The following is an 18,580-nucleotide window of genomic DNA, read 5'->3' as shown; positions in this document are numbered from 1 at the left end:
CGGGAGTTCCGAACCGTCACGGCAGGTTGCCAAACCAGCCGTGAGGCCGGGGCAAGCATAGGGGACGGTGAGGCCCCTCGCCAAACGTGTCCCGGCCGCCGGGCTCGTCCGGATCGTCCGCGGGCCCGACGCCGAGACCCCGGCGCCGTGACTGCTGGCGCCGGGGTCTCGGAGGGTGAAGCGACGGGTCAGAGGCGACCGGTGGACGCGGCCCGTTTGCGGCTCAGCGCGTCGACGCTGGCGGCGACGGCGAGGACGCAGCCGGTGACGACGAACTTGACACCGGCGCTGTACCCCATCAGGCCCATGCCGTTGTCGATCACCGCGACCACCGCGCCACCGAGGACGGCGTCGATGATCCGGCCCTTGCCGCCGAAGAGGCTGGTGCCACCGATGACGGCCGCGCCGACCGCGTACAGCAGGGTGTTGCTGCCGCCGGCGTTCGGGTCGACCGAGGTGGCCCGGGACGCGGCGATGATGCCGCCGACCGCGGCCATCGACGAGCAGATGACGAAGCAGGAGATCCGTATCGCGACCACGTTGATGCCGGCGCGCCGCGCGGCCTCGGCGTTGCCGCCGACCGCGTAGATGTGCCGGCCGTAGGAGGTGCGGTTGAGCACGTACGTGCCCACGACCACCAGCACCAGGATCACCGGGACCACGATGGGGACGCCCTTGAGCGAGACGATCGCCGTGCGCGAGCGCTCCCGGTTGAGCACGTAGACCGCGACTCCGAAGAGCACGGCCAGCGAACCCGTGCGCAGCGCGATCACCGAGATCGGGTCGGCCGACAGGCCGCCGCGCCGCCGCCCGAGGGCCCGGAGCAGCTGGGTGGCGCCGAAGCCGAGCACGACCACCGCGAACAGGATCCAGCCGCCGTAGACGGGAAGGTTCTTGTTCGCGATCGCGACCAGGGTCTTGTCCCTGATCGAGATGTTCCCGCCGTTCCCGATGATCAGCAGGACCGTGCCCTGGAAGGCGAGGAACGCGGCCAGGGTCACCACGAAGGAGGGGATACCGACCCTTGCGACCAGGAACCCGAGCACGAGACCGATCACGACCCCGGTGCCGATCCCGGCGAGGATCGACACGATCCACGACTGGCCGTGCTGGGCGGTCAGGGTCGCCATCACCGCGGCGCAGACGCCCGACGCGAAGCCGGCCGACAGGTCGATCTCGCCCAGGAGCAGGACGAAGATCAGGCCTATCGCGATCACGGTGACCGCCGCGCCCTGGGTGAAGAGGTTGGCGAAGTTGATGGCCGACACGAAGCGCGAGCGCAGGATCGCGAACGCGACGCACAGCACCAGGAGCCCGAGGATGGCCGGCAGCGCGCCCATGTCGCCGCCGCGAACCCGGCTGACGTAGTTGCGCCCGTAGTCGAGCAGGCCGGGGTCCGTGGCCGGTACGGGGGCGGTCCCCTTGGCCAGCGGGGCGGCGGGCTCCGGGTTGACGGGGGTAGCGACCTCGGTGGTGCTCATGCCGCTCCTCCCGCGGTGGCGCCGGCCGAGGCGTCCGCCAGGGCCTCGTTCGTGGAAAGGGTCTTCGCGGCGGAGGCACCCGGCGCGTTGCCCGTCGTGATCGTCTGTACGACGTCCGCCACGGTGACGTCCTTCGACCGGACGTCGGCCGCGACCCGGCCCAGGTAGAGCGCGCAGATCCGGTCCGACACGTCCATCACGTCCCGCATGTTGTGCGAGATCAGGACGACGGCCAGGCCCTTGTCGGCGAGCCGGCGGACCAGTTGCAGCACCTGCTCGGTCTGCGCGACGCCCAGGGCGGCGGTCGGCTCGTCGAGGATGACCACGGAGCTGTTCCACAGCACGGCCTTGGCGATCGCGACCGTCTGGCGCTGGCCACCGGAGAGGCTGGAGACGCGCTGGCGCAGCGACGTGACCGTCCGGACCGACAGCCCGGCGAGTGTCTCGCCGGCCTGCTTCTCCATCGCGGCCTCGTCGAGACCGAGGAAGCGGCCGCGCCGCTCCCGGCCGAGGAACATGTTCTGGACGATGTCGAGGTTGTCGCACAGGGCCAGGTCCTGGTAGACGATCTCGACACCAAGCGCCCCGGCGTCCTTCGGCTGGTTGACCGAGACCTGCTTCCCAAGGAAGGAATAGGTGCCGGAGTCGATCGGGTGGATACCGCCGATGCATTTGACCAGCGTCGACTTGCCGGCACCGTTGTCGCCGACGAGCGCGGTGACCTCGCCGGCGTTGGCCGCGAAGTCGACGTCGTTCAGGACGTGCACGGGGCCGAAACTCTTGTTCACGCCGCGTAGCTCGAGGACGGGCGTCCCCGCCGGCGGTGGATTGTCAGTCATGTCACTCCTCGCCCGGACGAAGGCACGGCCGGTCGTCGGCGCGCGTCAGCGATGGATGGCGCCTCAGGCGAATAGATAGATGTGATCCAGGCAACAGGTAGCGCCAGCAGTATGGGCGTACCGGCGGCCCCTGAACAGGGGCTGGCGTATCCGTCCGGACGTGGGAATCCGCCCGCGGGTGGCGTCGAAACTACCACCCACGGACGGTTCCCATGCGATCACGAATGGTGTCCGTGATCGCCCGGAGCTAGATGCCGGCGGTGGTGCAGAGCGCCGCGAACTTGCCGGTGCAGAGCTCAGCCTTGGTCACGTAGCCGTCGTCGACCACGAACTTCACGTTCGACTTGGTGATGGCGACCGGCTGCAGCAGCACCGACGGCACGTCCCGGTTACCGGTCGGGTCGTGGATCGTCTGAGGGGCGTCGCCCTTCTGGCCCTTGACCAGGCTGATCGCGAGCGCCGACGCGGCGTCGGCCTCCTTCTTGACGGCCTTGTACACGGTCATGCACTGGTCGCCATCGAGGATGTTCTGCAGGGCCGGGGTGGTGGCGTCCTGGCCGGTGACCGGGACCTTCCCGTTGAGCCCGTTCTTCGCCAGGATCGCGAGCGCCGCGCCACCGAGACCGTCGTTGGCGGTCAGCACGCCGCCGATCTTCGGCTGCTGGGTGAGCATCTGCTCGAAGATCGTGCCGCCCTGCTGGTTGTCCCAGTCAGGCACGGACTGATCCGGACCCTTGACCAGGGTGCCGTCCTTGTACAGCGGGTCGAGCACCGAGTCGTAGCCCTGCTTGAACAGCGTGGCGTTGTTGTCGGTCGGCGAGCCGTTCAGCTCGGCGACGATCGGCTTCTGCGCGCCCGAGGCCTTGAGGCAGTCAACCAGGCCCTGGCCCTGCAGCTTGCCGACCGCGACGTTGTCGAAGCTGACGTAGTACTGAGCGGAACCGCCCAGCGTCAGCCGGTCGTAGTCGATCGTCGCGACGCCCTGCGCCTTGGCCTTGTCCTCGATCGCCTTACCGGAACCGGAGTCCAGGTTGGTGATCATCAGGACGGTGACACCGTTCGTGATCATCTGGTCGGCGATCGTCTGCATCTGGGTGGCGTCACCCTGGGCGTTCTGGATGTCGTACTGAACGCCCGCGGCCTTGAATGCCTTCTCCAGCAGCGGCTGGTCCGCCGTCGCCCACCGAGCCGAGGACTTGGTGTCCGGCAGGATGACGCCGATCTTGCCCTTCACCGACGAGCCGCCGGAGGCGTTGCTGCTGCCTCCGCCGCCGCTGCTGCTGCCACAGGCCGCAACTGTCAGCGCGACACATGCTCCCGCCGTCGCGAACCGTAAAACCTTCCCGCGCATCTGCGTGGCCCCTTCCCTTGGGCGGTGTAGCCCAGGATGCGGATGCTAAGTTGTTTGCCAGAACATATTCATGTGATCAGTGTCACGCAAGGGGATTGCCGAAGGCAAGAGGAATTGGTGACTCTATGCACATAGCCCGCGACTTACCGGCGGCGGTCGGCTCCGGGAGACTGGACACGTGATGCGTCTTCCCCGACCGCACCCATCGCCGGCCGGGATCAAGCAGGAGGAGCTACGTCGGCACAACCTGAGCCTGCTGCTGCGTTACGTGCACCTCGCCGGACCGACACAGCGAGCTACGTTGACCGCGCAGACTGGCTTGAACCGCAGCACTATCGGTGCTCTGGCCGCAGACCTCGCGAGTACGGCCGGTCTGGTCCGGGAGGAGTCGCCGGACACCCATTCCGGCGCCGGCAGGCCGTCGCTGGTGGTCGTCCCGGAGACCGAGCGCTACCAGGTTCTCGCCTTCGACCTGGGCGTCGATCGGATCATCGCCGCGAGGGTCGGTCTGGGTGGCGCACTGCTTTCACGGGAGGTCGTTCCGCTGCCACCGGGTGAGCGCGGCTTCACAGCGGTGGTAGACCTCACGGCGGCGACGGCCCGCAGACTCGCGGAGGCGCTAGGTCCGCTCACGCACTGTGCCGGAATTGGGGTCGCCGTCCCCGCGGTGGTCCGCAGCGCCGACGGCTTCGTCCGGTTCGCGCCCAACCTCGGCTGGGAGCAGCAGCCGCTCGGCGCCGCGCTGCGCGCCGCCCTCGTCGACGCGCTGCCCGACCGGGCGATCGGCGGCCCGGTCGGCAGCCCAGCCGTGCAGGTCGCCAACGACGCGGACCTCGGCGCGCTCGCCGAACACGCGCGCGGCGTGGCCCGCGGCCACGACGACATCGTCTACCTGTCCGGCCAGGTCGGACTCGGCGCCGGGATCATCTGCAACGGGCGCCCGCTGCGTGGCCACGGCGGCTACGCGGGCGAGGCCGGCCACATGATCGTCAACCCGACCGGCCAGCGCTGCCGCTGCGGCGCGCGCGGCTGCTGGGAGACGGAGATCGGCACCGACGCCATCCTGCGCGCGGCCGGGCACGAGCCGGGCGACGGCGGTTCCGTGCGAGCGGTCGTCGCCGAGGCGTCAGCCGGCGATGCCCGGGCCCGCCTGGCCCTCTACGAGGTCAGCCGCTGGCTCGCCGTCGGCGTCGGCAACCTCGTCAACCTGTTCAACCCCGAGCTGGTGATCTTCGGCGGGGAGCTGCGCGACCTGCTCGAGGTGGTCGAGCACGACGTCGTCGGCCGGATGGGCGCGGGCGGGCTGACCGTCTCGCGCGAGCACGTCGCGCTGGTCCCGAGCGCGCTCGGCGGCGACTCCAGCCTGTTCGGCGCCGCCGAGCTGGCCTTCGCCCACCTGCTGGACGACCCACTCGGGGTCGCGGCGACGCTCGCGACCACGGTCGAGGTCTGAGCCCCCCTCGCGGCCGCCCAGCGGGTGGCCGCGAGCACCGGCCCGAACGACGACGGAACGGCCTAGCCCACCGCGTGCTCGCGCCGCAGCAGCGGCAGGACGCCGGCCAGGACGTCGGCGAACGCGGCCCGGGTCGCCGGGTCCGGCTCGGCGGCCACCAGGCCGGCGGCGACCGGCCAGTCCGGCGGTGCCGCGGCGCCGGACAGCGCCCACGCGGCCTGCCGGGCCGCGCCGATCGCGACCCACTCGCGGCCAGGGTCCGGCAGCGCGACCGGTAGCCCGAGCACCGCTGGGGCGATCTCGCGGACCGCCCGCGAGCGGGCGCCCCCGCCCACCAGCAGCGCACGGCGGGCCTCGACGCCGTGCTCGCGCAGCGCGTCGACCCCGACGGCCAGCCCGCACAGCACCCCCTCCACGGCGGCCCTGGCCAGGTTCTCCCGGGAGAAGTTGCCCCGCGAGAGCCCCGCCAGCAGCCCGCGCGACCGGGGAAGGTTCGGCGTGCGTTCCCCGTCGAGGAACGGCAGCAGCGTGAGCCCGCCGGCGCCGGGGCGCGCGGCCAGCGCGAGCGCGTCGAAACCGTCCGGGCTGACCCCGAGCAGGTCGGCGACGGTCGCGAGGACCCGGGCCGCGTTCAGCGTGCAGACCAGCGGGAGGAACCGTCCGGTCGCGTCGGCGAAGCCGGCGACCAGCCCGGCCTCGTCGTGCGTCGCCGCCTCGGAGGTCGCGAAGATCGTCCCGCTGGTGCCCAGCGAGACGACCACGTCGCCGGGCTCCGGCGCGAGGCCGAGCGCGGCGGCCATGTTGTCGCCCGTGCCTGGGGCCAGCAACGCCCCTGGCGGGGCCAGCCGGGCCGCCTCCCCGACGACCTCGCTGGGGGCGGCGACGCGGGGGAGCTCCAGCGGATGCCCGAGTGCGCGCTCGACGAGGTCGGGCCGGTACCCGCCAGCCGCCGGTGACCAGTACCCGGTGCCGGAGGCATCGCCGCGGTCCGTCGTGGCCGCGAGGTCGGGACGGCCGTCCGGCGCGGGTCCGCCGCCGGCCAGCCGCCAGGTCAGCCAGTCGTGCGGGAGCAGCACGGACCTCGTCCGCGCGGCGTTCGCCGGCTCGTGGCGGGCGAGCCAGCGCAGCTTGGTGACGGTGAAGCTCGCCGTCGGCACGCTGCCGGTGGCCGCTGCCCACGCGTTCGGCCCGAGCTCGGCGACCAGATCATCGGCGTCGTCGGCCGAGCGCACGTCGTTCCAGAGCAGCGCCGGGCGGACCGGCCGGCCCGCGTCGTCGAGCGCGACCATGCCGTGCTGCTGGCCGGCGACCGAGATCGCCGTGACGCCGTCGAGCAGCCCGTCGCCGGCGGCCGTGCACAGCGCGCCCCACCAGGCCTCCGGGTCGACGGCGGTGCCGTCCGGATGGGACGCGGCGGCGGTTCGGACGATGGAGCCGTCGGCCACATCACAGATCACGATCTTCGTTGACTGCGTCGATGAGTCGATACCCGCGACCAGCGTCATGGCCTGCTCCCGATGCGTGACCGACGCGGCAGGCGCGCCGGCGAGGTATGGAACGCCGACTCCTGACGACCCGCTGGCGGACGGTGGTCCTCGTACGCGGCGGCTCTCGTGACCACCGGTGACGGTAGGCCGCGCGGATGGCGCTGTGCCCGTTGGTCGCGCGGTGGGATGTCTACGCGACGCTGCCTGGGCGATCGAGGCGCGGTTCCGCAGAGTGTCGGCATTATACCTGGCGAACGACAAATAGCCCTCTCGTCGAGGGTTCCGCGACTCCGGTCAGGGGGTTGCGTGGTGGCTCCCGTCCGGCTTATTTGTTGTAGACACCACCAAAATAGCCGCGAGACCAAACTAGCCGCGAGGTGACGCCATGACCAGTGATCTGACGACCGGTGCGCTGACAGCCAGCGATCTGGCAGCCAGTGCGCCGAAGTCCGGTGATCTGGTGCCCACGCGGGCGGACCGGTTCAGCTTCGGCCTGTGGACCGTCGGCTGGCAGGGACGCGATCCCTTCGGCGACGCGACCCGGCCGCCGCTCGACCCGGTCGAGAGCGTGCACCGGCTCGCCGAGCTCGGCGCCTACGGCGTGACCTTCCACGACGACGACCTGATCCCGTTCGCGGCGGACAACGCCGAACGGGAGCGCTGCATCAAGCGGTTCCGGTCAGCTCTGGACGAGACCGGCCTGGTCGTCCCGATGATGACCACGAACCTGTTCACCCACCCGGTGTTCAAGGAAGGCGCCTTCACCGCGAACGATCGCGGCGTCCGCCGGTTCGCGCTGCGCAAGACGATGCGCAACATCGACCTCGCCGCCGAGTTCGGCGCGAAGCTCTACGTCGCGTGGGGTGGCCGTGAGGGCGCGGAGAGCGATGCGGCCAAGGATCCGCGCGCGGCCCTCGACCGCCTGAAGGAGGCCGTCGACACGCTCTGCCAGTACGTCCGCGACCGGGGCTACGACATCAGGTTCGCGCTCGAGCCGAAGCCCAACGAACCACGCGGCGACATCCTGCTGCCCACGATCGGCCACGCCCTGGCGTTCATCAACCAGCTCGAGTATCCCGAGATGGTCGGACTGAACCCGGAGGTCGGCCACGAGACGATGGCCGGGCTGAACGTGGTCCACGGCTACGCCCAGGCGTTGTGGGCCGACAAGCTCTTCCACATCGACCTCAACGGCCAGCACGGGCTCAAGTACGACCAGGACCTGCGCTTCGGCACGGCCGACGTCAAGAGCGCGTTCTTCCTCGTCGACCTGCTGGAGAGCGCCGGCTACGACGGTCCCCGCCACTTCGACTTCAAGCCCCCGCGAGCGGAGAACATCGACGGCGTCTGGGTGTCGGCGGCAGCCTGCATGCGGACCTACCTGATCCTCAAGGAGAAGGCCGCCGCCTTCCGCTCGGACCCGCGCGTCGTCGCGGCCCAGGCAGCGGCCGGCGTCGGCGAGCTCTCGACCCCGACCCTGGCCCCCGGCGAGACCCTCGCCGACCTGCTGGCCGACCCTGCCGCTTACGAGAACTTCGACGCCGACGCCGCGGGTACCCGCGCAGTCAACATCGAGGCCCTCGACCAGCTGGCCCTGGAGCACCTCCTCGGCGTCGCCTGAGGCCGGGGTCAAGGGGGGTCCGGCGCGTCGGCCCGCCGCCTTGATCGCCGTTCTAGCCCTCGCATGGTCGCAAAACCGCCGCAGTTACAGCCACGCGAGGGCGAAAACAGCGATCTTGCAGGTCTTGGGACGAGAGGTCTCTGGTGGCAGGTCTGCGTCAGGCCGGGCGTGCTCGCAGACCGGGCTGCTCGACCGACGACCCCGGGTCGCCGCGGTGTCTCGACCGGATGGCCGGAGCGTCAGATCTGAGCGAACGGGACGCGTCCGGCGAACGTCGGCCAGGTGTGGTTCGAAGGGTGGGCAACCGCGGTCTCCTAGACCCTCCCCGGGTCCTGTATGCTTCTGCTCGTCGGTCGAGGGCTCCAGTCGGAGCTCCGAGCGGTCCCAGCCGCAGGTAGACCGACAAGTAGTACAGTAAGACCGCAAACTGAACACACATGGTCCCGTGGTGAAGCCTGGAGTTCACGCCGCCCTGTCAAGGCGGAGGTCGCGGGTTCGAATCCCGTCGGGACCGCGCACATCATCCGGGCGGCCAGCTCGCTGGCCGCCCGGATGTGTCGTCTGGGGCAGGTAGCTCAGTCGGTACGAGCGTCCGCCTGAAAAGCGGAAGGTCGGCGGTTCGACCCCGCCCCTGCCCACTCATAACCTCTGACCTACGGATACGTGCTTAGGCCGGTATGCCGGACCCGTAGCACGACGTCCGCGCAGAGGTGAACTCTCATGGTTGTGCCTCGGCCACGGCAGCCAAAATCTTGATCGCTGGCCCGTTCCAGTCCATGACCACTTCCGTTTGGCTGCACCTGGCTGCCGAGGGCAACTCCCCGAAGACCGTGCGGACCTACGTCGAAGCGGCCCCGTGGTTCGCGGGTGGCCACCTGCTGGCGAATACAGAGCCGTGACGACTGGTTGGACGTCTCGGCTGACGACGTCCGCACCTGGATGGCCTGGCTGCTCGACCACTACAGCGACAGCTACGCCAACAACCAGTACCGCGCGCTCCAGCAGTTCTTCAAGTGGCTCGCGGACGACGAAGAAGTCACGAGCCCGATGGCGCGGATGTCTCTGCCGAAGGTTGGGGAGAAGGCCGTCCTGGTCGTCACCGCCGAAGAATTGACGATGCTGGCGAAGACGTGCAAGGGGACGACATTCGTAGATCGCCGCGACGCGGCGATTATCGAACTCTTCAAGGCCACCGGTATCCGGCGTCGGAGATGGCGGGCATCCGCTACAACGAAGAGGACCCCGCGAACACCGACATGGATCTGGTCTCGCGGGAACTGCTCGTGACAGGCAAGGGCCGCAAACAGCGGATCGTTCGGTTCGGCCGCCCGGCCGAGCGCGCAATCGACCGCTGCATCCGCCGTCAGGTGCCCGATCCAACTGATCACGGCGACCCGGTGCCTGGCGCTGGGGCGGCGCACCGCGTCGGCGAGGAGACCGTGCACAGCGGGATGGGGTGTAGACAATGGCGCTATGTCCGATGGTGAGTCAGGACCAGTCTGGCCGACGAACTCTGCCGGAGAGACCTACGGAGGGGGATTGCACGCCGTGCCTCGAAGCGAATGGCCGGACCTGATCTCGGCTGGGCTCAGGGACGGGCAGCGCGGCTACGTCAGGCGGACCGAACTTGACGCTGCGCAGGGCACCGGTCTGCCGCCCGCTGAGTTCGCCGAATGGAGGAAGAAAGCCGCGGCGCGGGCGGCGGCCGGAGAGCGAACCCTGGTCCCGGTCTACGAGCTGGACGGCGTGACCGTCATCGGCACCTTCGTAGTCGGCTCGGCCTAACCTGCAGACCGCTGAACCTGCCCGGCCGGCGCCGCCAAGGCGGCATGGGCGTGTGCGGCCCGCCGCCGCTCCAGCCAGCGACGCTCCAGGCCAGATCCAATGACGGCCGCCCGGCACGGTTTCGGCAAAAGGATGGCCGCCCGGCTCATGGCGCACCAGCAGGCCAGTTCAAAACTTCGCCTGACACGTGGTGAGGCTCTGGCGCTCTCTCGACTCGGCGGCCGGGCGCTGGCGCGGGGCCGTGACTATCGAGTGACCGGCCGGCGCGTCGTCGGTGCCGAGCGCCGGGTGCTGGCCGGTCGATTGTCACGTTACGGTCGGTCCGGGCCGTGCGGCGCCGGGCGAGTAATGGGTAACGGCCCGTCTGGCTCCGCACGTGGCCGCTGGATCTGGGCTGCGACGCGGCGGGGTGTTACCCGTCACGGGTCCGCGTTCCCCCAGGTCAGGTCAGGTCGGTTCGTTGGACGGCCGGGCAGCACGACGAGCCCGGGCAGCACGGCTCAGGACAGACGACGGCCTAAAGGCCCTGAATGCTGGTGAATCTTCGTTGAATGCTGGACTCTGTCCGCAGGCAGCGGCCGAACCATGTAGCTGGCACAGGCCATGGAGGTCTGACCGATGCGGTTCATCGTGTATGGCGCCGGGGCCATCGGAGCGGTGGTGGGCGCGAGGCTGGCCCAGGCGGGCTGTTCGGTGGTGCTCGTGGCCCGGGGCTCCCATCGGGAGCGGATCAGGGCCGCCGGCCTGCGGGTGGAGAGCCCGGACGGCCCCAGCACGGTGGATATCCCGGTCGTCGGCCATCCCGGCGAGGTGATCCCCGACGCTGACGACGTCGTCCTGCTGACGATGAAGAGCCAGGACACGTGCGCCGCGCTCCGCGACCTGGCCGCCGCGTTCCCGCGGGACGTGCCAGTCTGTTGCCTGCAGAACGGGGTCGACAACGAACGGCAGGCGCTACGCCTGTTTCCGCAGGTCTACGGCGTTTCGGTAGCCTGCCCGACCGCCTTCCTGGAACCGGGCGTCGTCTGTGCCTACTCGGCGCCGGTCCCCGGGTTGCTGGACATCGGCCGGTATCCTGCCGAGTCGTCGCCCGACCCGCGCGCGGAGACGATCGCGGCCGCCTTCCGGGCCGCCGGGTTCGCTTCCGAGGTGCGGCCGGACATCAGCCGCTGGAAGCACGGCAAGCTGCTGTCAAATCTGAGCAACGCGATCGAGGCCGTGTGCGGGCCTCCGGCCCGGCACGGGCCGATCGACGGCCTCGCACGTCAGGAGGCCCGCGACGTGCTGGCCGCGGCCGGTATCGACTATCGGCTGGAGGATCCCGCTTCGCCCCGGCTGGCGCTGATCAAGCCACGTCCCATCGGGTCGGTCCCGCGGCCGGGGGCGTCCACCTGGCAGAGCCTGACCCGGAGAACCGGCAGCGTCGAAACCGCCTACCTCAACGGAGAGATCGTCCTTCTCGGGCGGCTGCACGGTGTTCCGACGCCGGTCAACGAGCTACTACAGCTGATCACCGATGAGATCGCGCGGGACGGCCTCCCGCCGGGACAACTGACCACCGAGGAGTTCCTGGCACGGCTCCCGCCGGCCGCCACACCCCCGGTCGCCGCCGCGGTGGAGTGCTGCGGGTAACGGGTGGCGTGTCGCGGCCTTTACCTCACCCGCCCCAGTTACCGCGCCGGGGTGCGGCCGAATCGGAGTATCGGCGCTGGGCGGGACGGGTCTCGGCGTCAGGTGCCGATCAGAGGTGTTCACCCCGGAACGACTCGGCGTCGTCGAGGAACGCGATCCACTCAGCCTCGGAGAACGCGAGGATGTCAGCGTGGGGGCCCCGGCGATTGCGGACCAGGACACCCCGGCGCCGGGCCCGAAGCGGACTCGACCAGCTTCGAGAAGATTTCCCTGAAAAGCAGAAGTTCGGCGGTTCGACTCCGCCCCTGCCCACACGCTAGATCTACATCTTCAACGGCCCTTCGTGTCGTCTCCCCACAGGCCGTGATGCCGGCTGCTCGTCCTTCGGCGGGGCGGCGCGTGGCGCTCCATCGAAACGTCGATCGCTGAATAGGCCGCGATCTCGCGGAGGATGTGTGGGCCAATGCGGCGTTGAGCAGCAACACGGCGCGTGTAAAGCCTAGCTGCGGCACCAAGCGCGGTCGGGACCGGAGTTCCCGTGCCGCGTCCGAGTGCCAGCGCCCGGCCCGCCCCGCCCCGCTGGCCGCCACGGTCGGGGATGTGTGCCGATCCGGCAGGGCGGGGCAGGCTCGACGGCGGCCGCGACCGTGACCGGCCCGTTTGGCGCCTGGCGCTCGCGATGGTTGCGCCGTGGCCGGAAAGATCTGACACTGCAAATCCCAGCGAAGTAGAGTGGGATGGAGCGCTCGTTGTGACGATCCACAGCCTGGCCGGAGGCCTCGCGCTGGCGGGCTGGCCGGCCCCAGCCGGCAGGCGATGGAAGGATTGCCGGTGAGCGAGTCTCCGTCCGATATCGAGACCTTCGTCTTCGATCTTTCAAATGTCGACTGGGCGCGAGTGCCGTCGCTGCTCCGGGCCGCGCCGAATGAAAAACCGGGGTGGAAATCCTTCTTCCGGCGTTTTTGGAGCCGGCTGAACCGAAAAGAAGTCCCATCGAATGCGCCCCTGCGCCCTTTTCTGAACCGGTACGTTCAGGAAGCGCGCGAGCTGCGCGATCCGGTCGCCGGCTTCCAGTCGTCCATCTGATGTGGCCGCGAGTTCAGCCGGGCGTTGGCCGAGGTGGCGCCAGTGACACTTTTCAACGGCGGGGCGGCCCGGCCCGCTGAACGCCGAGATCCGTCAGGTGGCCTGCCCCCGGGTAAAGCTGGCCGCGTTGCCCCCGTACCGTTCAGCCAGTTCGTGCTCAAAGTGGCGAGTCGCTGCAACCTTGCCTGCGACTACTGCTATGTCTACGAGATGGCCGACCAAAGCTGGCGGCGCCAGCCCGCCGTGATGCCGGTCGACATCCTCGCGCAGACCGCGCGTCGCATCGGCGAGCACGCCCGAACCCATCAGCTGTCGTCGGTCCGGGTGATCCTTCATGGCGGCGAGCCATTGTTGGCTGGGGCAGCCTGGCTGGGCGAGGCGCTGACGACGTTGCGTGCCGAGATCCCCGCTGGGGTCACGCCGCAGTTCGTCGTACAGACCAACGGCCTGCTCCTGGATGAGCGGATGCTGACGGTGCTGCGGGAGCACCGCGTCCAGGTGGGGGTCAGCCTCGACGGCCCCGCCGCCGCTCACGACCGGCATCGCGTCACCGGCGCCGGCCGCGCGAGTCATGCTCGCGTGGCGGCCGCTCTCGAACGGCTGACCGCGCCGCCTCACCGCGAGCTCTTCGCCGGCCTGCTGTGTGTCGTCGACCTGGTCAACGAGCCGGTCTCCGTCTACGAGGAACTGCTCAGGTACTCGCCGCCCCAGATTGACTTTCTGCTTCCCCACGGCACCTGGGCTGCCCCGCCACCCGGCCGGCTGCCGGACGATCCGGCCACCCCCTACGCGGATTGGCTGATCGCCGTCTTCGACCGTTGGTACCGAGCGGCCCGTCGTCCGAACGTCCGGCTGTTCTCGGAGATCATTCATCTGCTGTTCGGTGGCCACAGCGCGACGGAAGCGGTAGGGCTGACGCCGGTGAGTGTGCTCGTGGTGGAGAGCGACGGGACATTGGAGCAAGCTGATGCTCTGAAAGTCGCCTACGACGGCGCGGCGGTGACGGGCCTGTCGGTGATGACCGGGCCGTTGGATCTGGCCTTGCGACATCCGGCAATCCTGGCTCGCCAGGCCGGCATCGAGGGTATAGCAGCCGAATGCCGCGCCTGCGAGGTACGCGACGTCTGCGGTGGGGGCTTCTACCCGCATCGCTATCGGGCCGACACGGGCTTTGACAACCCCTCCGTCTACTGCCTTGATCTGCTCACACTCATCCGCCATATTCGCGACAGTATTGCCGGCGAGGTCGCTCTCCTACCGCGGCGGCGGCGCTGAACGAGCCGGTGCAACCGATCACGCATCGACTCGCCAAAGCACATTTCGACGAGCTGGCGGCCGGTGCCGGGAGCGTTGAAGTCGTCGCGGTACTGCGTTCCACGCAGCTGAGCAAGCGCATTCTGATGGTGTATTCGGTGGCTGAGGTGGCGAGAGCGCAAGCCCCTCACGCCTATGTCGCGGCCGGACTGGACGAGGCCCTTGAGACCCTTGCCGCGGCCCGTAGAGCCAGTCCGGACGCGGTCGCCGAGGTACTGCTCTATCCGCACGTCGGGGCCTGGGCGGTGCGGACTCTCCGGCAGTTGGTCGGACCCGAGCCGGATGCGACGCGGAGCGAGGCGGACCTTGGGCATCTTGGGGCCATCGCCGCTGTCGCCGCGCTGCGGGCCGGCCAGTCGTTCGAGACGTCGGTCAGGGTGCGCGACAGGGCGGTGATGCTTCCGACGGCCGGTCTCGTTCGCGTTGCCGCTCCCGACGGCTGGGCGCGTCTGCGAGGACCTGCTGGCACCGGCCGGGTGGAGATCGTCGTGGTGAGGGAGGACGCGGGAAGCGTCGTGATTCCTGTCCTCGACTTGGGTCATGGAAAGGACTCGGGTGGCGGGGCGTCTGTCTGGTGGAAGGCGTCGGCCGAACCGCGGGCTGACGCATCGTGGCTCGCGCTGCGGCGCCTGCGCAGCGTCGCGGACGACCACGCGATCGAGCTCGCCGTCGATGATCTCGACCCGTTTCGGCACCTCGAAGGTCTGGACGCGGCGGACCGGCTTTCGGCGGCGGACGTGGCGGCGTGGCAACGCTGCCTCGACGAGGCCTGGAAAATACTCGTCAGACCAGGTGAGAATCGTGCCGCGGCGATCGCGTCCGGCCTGCGCTGCCTGGTGCCCCTCGACCCAGGCCGTGGACAGTGGGCGGTCAGCGCGTCGTCCGGCGATGCGGTGGGTGCCGTCGGCCTCACGCCCCCGGGAAACGGGCTCGTATTCGCTGCGACGTTGGTGCACGAGTCCCAGCACGCCAAGCTCCTCGCGCTCCTCGACATGGTCGATCTGTGCCGGGAAGGCGAGACGCTTTACTACGCTCCCTGGCGTGCGGACCCACGGCCGATCGGCGGGCTCCTGCAGGGCGCGTACGCCTATCTGGGAGTGACGTCCTTCTGGCGAGACCATCGGCTGGTCGCTCGGGGCACGAGCCGTCAGGTGGCCGATTTCGAGTTCGCCCGCTGGCGTGAGGCGGTGTCCCAGACGCTTGGCGTGCTGGGCTCGTCCGGAATGCTGACGGAGCTCGGAACGGCGTTCCTCGCGGGAATGGCCTCGAGCGCCGGTGCTTGGTCCGAGGATCCTGTACCAGCGGTCGTGCGTGAGCTGGCGCTGGATATCGGTGCCGCGCACGCGACGGCCTGGCGCCTGCGAAACCTGCGACCCGACCCGACCTCTGTCACGGCGGCGGCGCGGTCGTGGCTAGCGGGGCAGCCCAACGCGGATGCACGCACGATCTCGGCGGCCATCGTGGCTTCACCGCGCGGTCAGCTGCCGGAACCGCACCTTGAGCTCGCCCGGCTTCGACTCGTAGACCCCGGGCGGTTCGCACGGCTGCGCGAAGAGCCGAACCGTCTCGGCGCTACGGTCCCGAACGCGGCGCTCGCCGACCTGTTACTGATGTCGGGCGACTACGCCGAGGCCGCGCGGGCCTACCACGCCGAAATCGCGGCCGGCCGCGAGCGGCCTGACGCATGGACCGGCCTCGCGATCAGCCACGCGCGTCTCGGCACCGCTGATCAGCGAACCCTGGTCTCACGTCCGGAGGTCATTAGGGCGGTCTGCCAGCGGATCGGCGCGCTCGGCGGGGAGAAAGCCGATCCTGAGGCGGTGGCTGCCTGGCTGGTCTCGGGCTGAACAGAAGCGGCCAGCCAGGCGTTCTATAGAGCCGGCGGCTCGAAGTCGAAGTCGAGGCGCGCGCCATTCATCGCCGCGAGGACGTCCGGATGCTCTTTCCCCAGAACCTTCTGGTACCGGTCGATCGTCTCGGCGTACAGATCGTCCGCCTCAGCGGCTCGGCCCAGCTGGCGTAGGTCGAGGGAATAATTCGTGGCGCACACGAGAGTGTGCGGATGGTTCGGGCCGAGCAGGCTACGGAAATGAGTTAGCGTGCTCTCGCCCATTCGCTGGGCGGCCTCGACGTCGCCGCTCTCGGACACAGCCGTCGCGAGGTTCGTGACGCAGGTCAACGTGTAGTGGTGCTCGGGGCCAAGGCTCCGGGTGAGGCCGGCCAGGGCCTTCTCGAGGAGCTCGCGCGCCTCGGCGAGATTGTTCTCCTGCCGGCGGACGAGCGCGAGGTTCAACAGGTTGCCATGCGTATAAGGATGGTCCGCGCCGAGTGCCTCGCCGTATCGGCTGACAGTGCGTTCGATGCGGTCGACCGCGTCGTCGGTCTCATTCTCGGCGCGCAGCGCGTTGCCGAGGATGATGGCGGCGGCCAGCCGATCGGGGTGGTCCGGCGCGAAAATTCTCGTGTACTTGTCGTAGACCTCACGAGCCAGCACCAAGCCGCCCGGGAAGTCGCCGGCCTTGCGACGGTTCACCGCCAGGCAGCGCGCGATCGCGAGCGTCAAGGGGTGCAACTCGAAAAGTCTTCCGCGCGCGACCAGTTCGTTGCACAGCCTGTAAGCCTGCTCCGCCGTCTCGCGGCCCTGCAGGTACAGACCGGCCTGGCGCTGGTCCTGGGCCAGCTGGCTCTTTGCGGTCACGACCAGCACGTGGTCGTCCCCGCCGTAGAAGATGCGCAGAGCCTCGTAGTTCTGGAGGCGCTGTTCCAGCGCGCGCTCATACCGGCTGTTCAGGCCGTAGTCGATCGCCAGGTTGTTCAGCGCGTAGAAGGTGAACGGATGCTCGGCGAACACCGCCTGATGCAGGGGCACCGACTCCTCATCCAGCTCGAGGGCCGCGCGGAACTCTCCTCTGATTCGTAGGTCGGCCCCACGGCCGTTGAGGACGATCAGCGTCGCCTCGTGCTCGGGCCCCAGCGTCCTGCGCATGCTCTCCAGGGTGGGCCGGCGCAGCTCATACGCCTCCGCGTATCGCCCGGTCATCCACAGCAGGTCCGCCTTGATGCCGCACATGACGAGCACGTTCGGATCGTCCGCACCGGCATCCTGGGTCCAGTGCTCGATCGCATGGTCCGCTTCGGCCAGGCCGGCCGAGAAGGCGCCGGAGCGGTAGAGGTACCGCACGACGTTGATGAAAAGCTCTCGGGACTCGGGGTTCTGGCAGTGAACCACGCCCGAGGCGACGACGTGGCCGTAGAGATCCGCGTAGGCGGGCCAGGTGTCGACGTTCTCGGGATCGTTCGGGTCGGCGACGGTGAGGATGAGGTGCACGTCGTGCTCCATCCTCTCGGCCTCCGCCTCGCTGAGGTCGTCCCGGATGAGCCGCTGCATCAGCCGGTGGACCTGCAGCGTGTTGGCGCTGTTGTCGATGCGCGCGAGTGCGTAACGGCCGAGCTCCCGGGTGGCCCGGGCGAGCTCGTACTTGTTCGAGAGGAAGTCCCTGATATCGCCGTCGAGCGCGAACTTGCCGTTGCTGAACAGGTCCCGGGCGATCGGCTCCGCCCCGAAGAACGCGCACCGCCGCAACAGCTCGAGCGCGTTGGGGTTCTGGCGCCCGACCGCGTCCCGGGCCAGGTTCCACGTGGTGACGACGCTGTGCGGGTAGTCGGCCACCAGGTTCTCGCTGAGCACCTGCCTGGCGTTCTCCTCGAACAGCTCCAGATAGTCGTCGACCCCGATGCCGCTCTCGGCCTGCAGCGCGCCGGCCTGTTCCAGCGCGAGTGGCAGGTCGCCGAGCGCCTCGGCCAGGCGGTCGGCACCCTCGCGCTGGATGCCCGGCACCCGGCGATCGAGGAACTCCACGCTCTCCGCGCGGGTGAACACCGCGATCTCCAGCGTGTCCACCCGGCTCTGCCAGCGGTGGCTGCGTGACGTGATGAGCAGATGGCCAGGGCCCTGCGGCTGCAGCCCGGTCAGCGACTCGGGCTGCTCCGCGTTGTCGAACACGATCAACCAGTTTTTGAACGGCGTGCCCTGGCGCAGCGCGTCGAGGACCGCGGCGACCGCGTCCTCGGTGCGGTCCAGCGCGACGGTCAGCCCCAGCCGCGGGGCCAGGGCCGCCAGGCCGGCCCGGATCAGGCCCGGCTGGTCCGCTGAGACCCACCAGACGACGTCGTACTCGTGCGCGTACTGATACGCGTACTCCATGGCGAGCTGGGTCTTACCGACACCGCCAAGGCCATATACCGCCTGCGGGACGACCGCCGTGGCGCTTCCCCCCGGCCGTCGCGCCATCAATCGTTCGCGCAGCTCCGAGAGCTGGTTCGTCCGACCAGTGAAGTTTTTGTTCCGCTGCGGGACATGGCCCCACACGGCGGGCACCCGGCCAGGCGCGCCCGGACGGTCCACCGATTCGACGCTCACGGCCACGCCTCTCACCCCGTCGTTCAAGACACTACGATGTTATGCCGTCGCGGTTGCCGGCCGGTACACCTTCGCTCGGTCATCTAACCGCGTCCAGGATTCCGTGTCCGA

At 69.6% G+C, this 18,580-nt stretch carries 14 protein-coding genes and 2 tRNA genes; 11 read left to right on the top strand and 5 right to left on the bottom strand.

Going from position 1 to position 18,580, the window contains the following annotated elements; translation table 11 throughout:
- Positions 1–188: 188 nt before the first annotated feature.
- The 3 genes from FRAEUI1C_RS34945 to FRAEUI1C_RS34935 form a co-directional block, all read right to left on the bottom strand.
- Positions 189–1,481, bottom strand: a complete 1,293-nt coding sequence (locus FRAEUI1C_RS34945; RefSeq protein WP_013428119.1) for a sugar ABC transporter permease — start codon at positions 1,479–1,481, stop codon at positions 189–191.
- Positions 1,478–2,320: an ATP-binding cassette domain-containing protein gene (locus FRAEUI1C_RS34940; protein ID WP_013428118.1), complete on the bottom strand. Its 843-nt coding sequence runs from the start codon at positions 2,318–2,320 to the stop codon at positions 1,478–1,480. Before FRAEUI1C_RS34940 ends, FRAEUI1C_RS34945 begins: the two co-directional genes overlap by 4 nt.
- 247 nt (positions 2,321–2,567) lie before the next feature.
- Entirely contained in the window at positions 2,568–3,671 is a 1,104-nt protein-coding gene (locus tag FRAEUI1C_RS34935) for a sugar ABC transporter substrate-binding protein (RefSeq protein ID WP_013428117.1), read from the bottom strand.
- 181 nt (positions 3,672–3,852) lie between these two features.
- On the opposite strand from FRAEUI1C_RS34935, the gene FRAEUI1C_RS34930 reads away from it, so the two are divergent.
- Positions 3,853–5,124, top strand: coding sequence for an ROK family protein (locus FRAEUI1C_RS34930; protein WP_013428116.1), 1,272 nt, complete (start codon positions 3,853–3,855; stop codon positions 5,122–5,124).
- A 62-nt stretch (positions 5,125–5,186) separates the two neighbouring features.
- Here the strand turns inward: FRAEUI1C_RS34930 and xylB are convergent, their stop codons facing one another.
- Positions 5,187–6,629: a xylulokinase gene (gene xylB / locus FRAEUI1C_RS34925; RefSeq protein WP_013428115.1), complete on the bottom strand. Its 1,443-nt coding sequence runs from the start codon at positions 6,627–6,629 to the stop codon at positions 5,187–5,189.
- 367 nt (positions 6,630–6,996) lie between these two features.
- Between xylB and xylA the strand changes: the two genes are divergently transcribed.
- The 10 genes from xylA (at position 6,997) to FRAEUI1C_RS34885 (ending at position 15,896) form a co-directional block, all read left to right on the top strand.
- A complete protein-coding gene (gene xylA / locus FRAEUI1C_RS34920) occupies positions 6,997–8,232 on the top strand; it encodes a xylose isomerase (RefSeq protein ID WP_013428114.1) in 1,236 nt (411 codons plus the stop codon).
- Between the two features lie 439 nt (positions 8,233–8,671).
- A tRNA-Asp gene (locus FRAEUI1C_RS34915) sits at positions 8,672–8,746 on the top strand.
- Between the two features lie 50 nt (positions 8,747–8,796).
- Positions 8,797–8,870 (top strand) — tRNA-Phe (locus FRAEUI1C_RS34910).
- A 138-nt stretch (positions 8,871–9,008) separates the two neighbouring features.
- Complete coding sequence (locus FRAEUI1C_RS41780) at positions 9,009–9,131, top strand: hypothetical protein (protein ID WP_269724381.1); 123 nt, start codon at positions 9,009–9,011, stop codon at positions 9,129–9,131.
- A gap of 231 nt (positions 9,132–9,362) precedes the next feature.
- Positions 9,363–9,719, top strand: coding sequence for a site-specific integrase (locus FRAEUI1C_RS40020; protein WP_198318910.1), 357 nt, complete (start codon positions 9,363–9,365; stop codon positions 9,717–9,719).
- 61 nt (positions 9,720–9,780) lie between these two features.
- Complete coding sequence (locus tag FRAEUI1C_RS34900; protein WP_232425231.1) at positions 9,781–10,017, top strand: hypothetical protein; 237 nt, start codon at positions 9,781–9,783, stop codon at positions 10,015–10,017.
- A gap of 618 nt (positions 10,018–10,635) precedes the next feature.
- Positions 10,636–11,649, top strand: a complete 1,014-nt coding sequence (locus FRAEUI1C_RS34895; RefSeq protein ID WP_013428112.1) for a ketopantoate reductase family protein — start codon at positions 10,636–10,638, stop codon at positions 11,647–11,649.
- A gap of 831 nt (positions 11,650–12,480) precedes the next feature.
- Positions 12,481–12,735 carry a hypothetical protein gene (locus FRAEUI1C_RS40015; RefSeq protein WP_013428111.1) on the top strand — a complete coding sequence of 85 codons (255 nt, stop codon included), beginning with the start codon at positions 12,481–12,483 and terminating at the stop codon, positions 12,733–12,735.
- 42 nt (positions 12,736–12,777) lie between these two features.
- A complete protein-coding gene (locus FRAEUI1C_RS34890) occupies positions 12,778–14,010 on the top strand; it encodes an FxsB family cyclophane-forming radical SAM/SPASM peptide maturase (RefSeq protein ID WP_013428110.1) in 1,233 nt (410 codons plus the stop codon).
- Positions 14,011–14,018: 8 nt separating this feature from the next.
- Positions 14,019–15,896 (top strand): HEXXH motif domain-containing protein, encoded by a 1,878-nt coding sequence (locus FRAEUI1C_RS34885; RefSeq protein ID WP_013428109.1) that lies wholly within the window; start codon positions 14,019–14,021, stop codon positions 15,894–15,896.
- 23 nt (positions 15,897–15,919) lie between these two features.
- On the opposite strand, the gene fxsT is transcribed toward FRAEUI1C_RS34885, so the two are convergent.
- Positions 15,920–18,418, bottom strand: coding sequence for an FxSxx-COOH system tetratricopeptide repeat protein (gene fxsT, locus FRAEUI1C_RS34880; protein WP_232425581.1), 2,499 nt, complete (start codon positions 18,416–18,418; stop codon positions 15,920–15,922).
- Between the last annotated feature and the right edge of the window lie 162 nt (positions 18,419–18,580).

Origin of the sequence: Pseudofrankia inefficax, from assembly GCF_000166135.1 — a bacterium.
GTDB lineage: Bacteria > Actinomycetota > Actinomycetes > Frankiales > Frankiaceae > Pseudofrankia > Pseudofrankia inefficax.
Note: the sequence above shows the minus strand (reverse complement) of the source record. Positions and strands in the feature narration are given on the sequence as shown.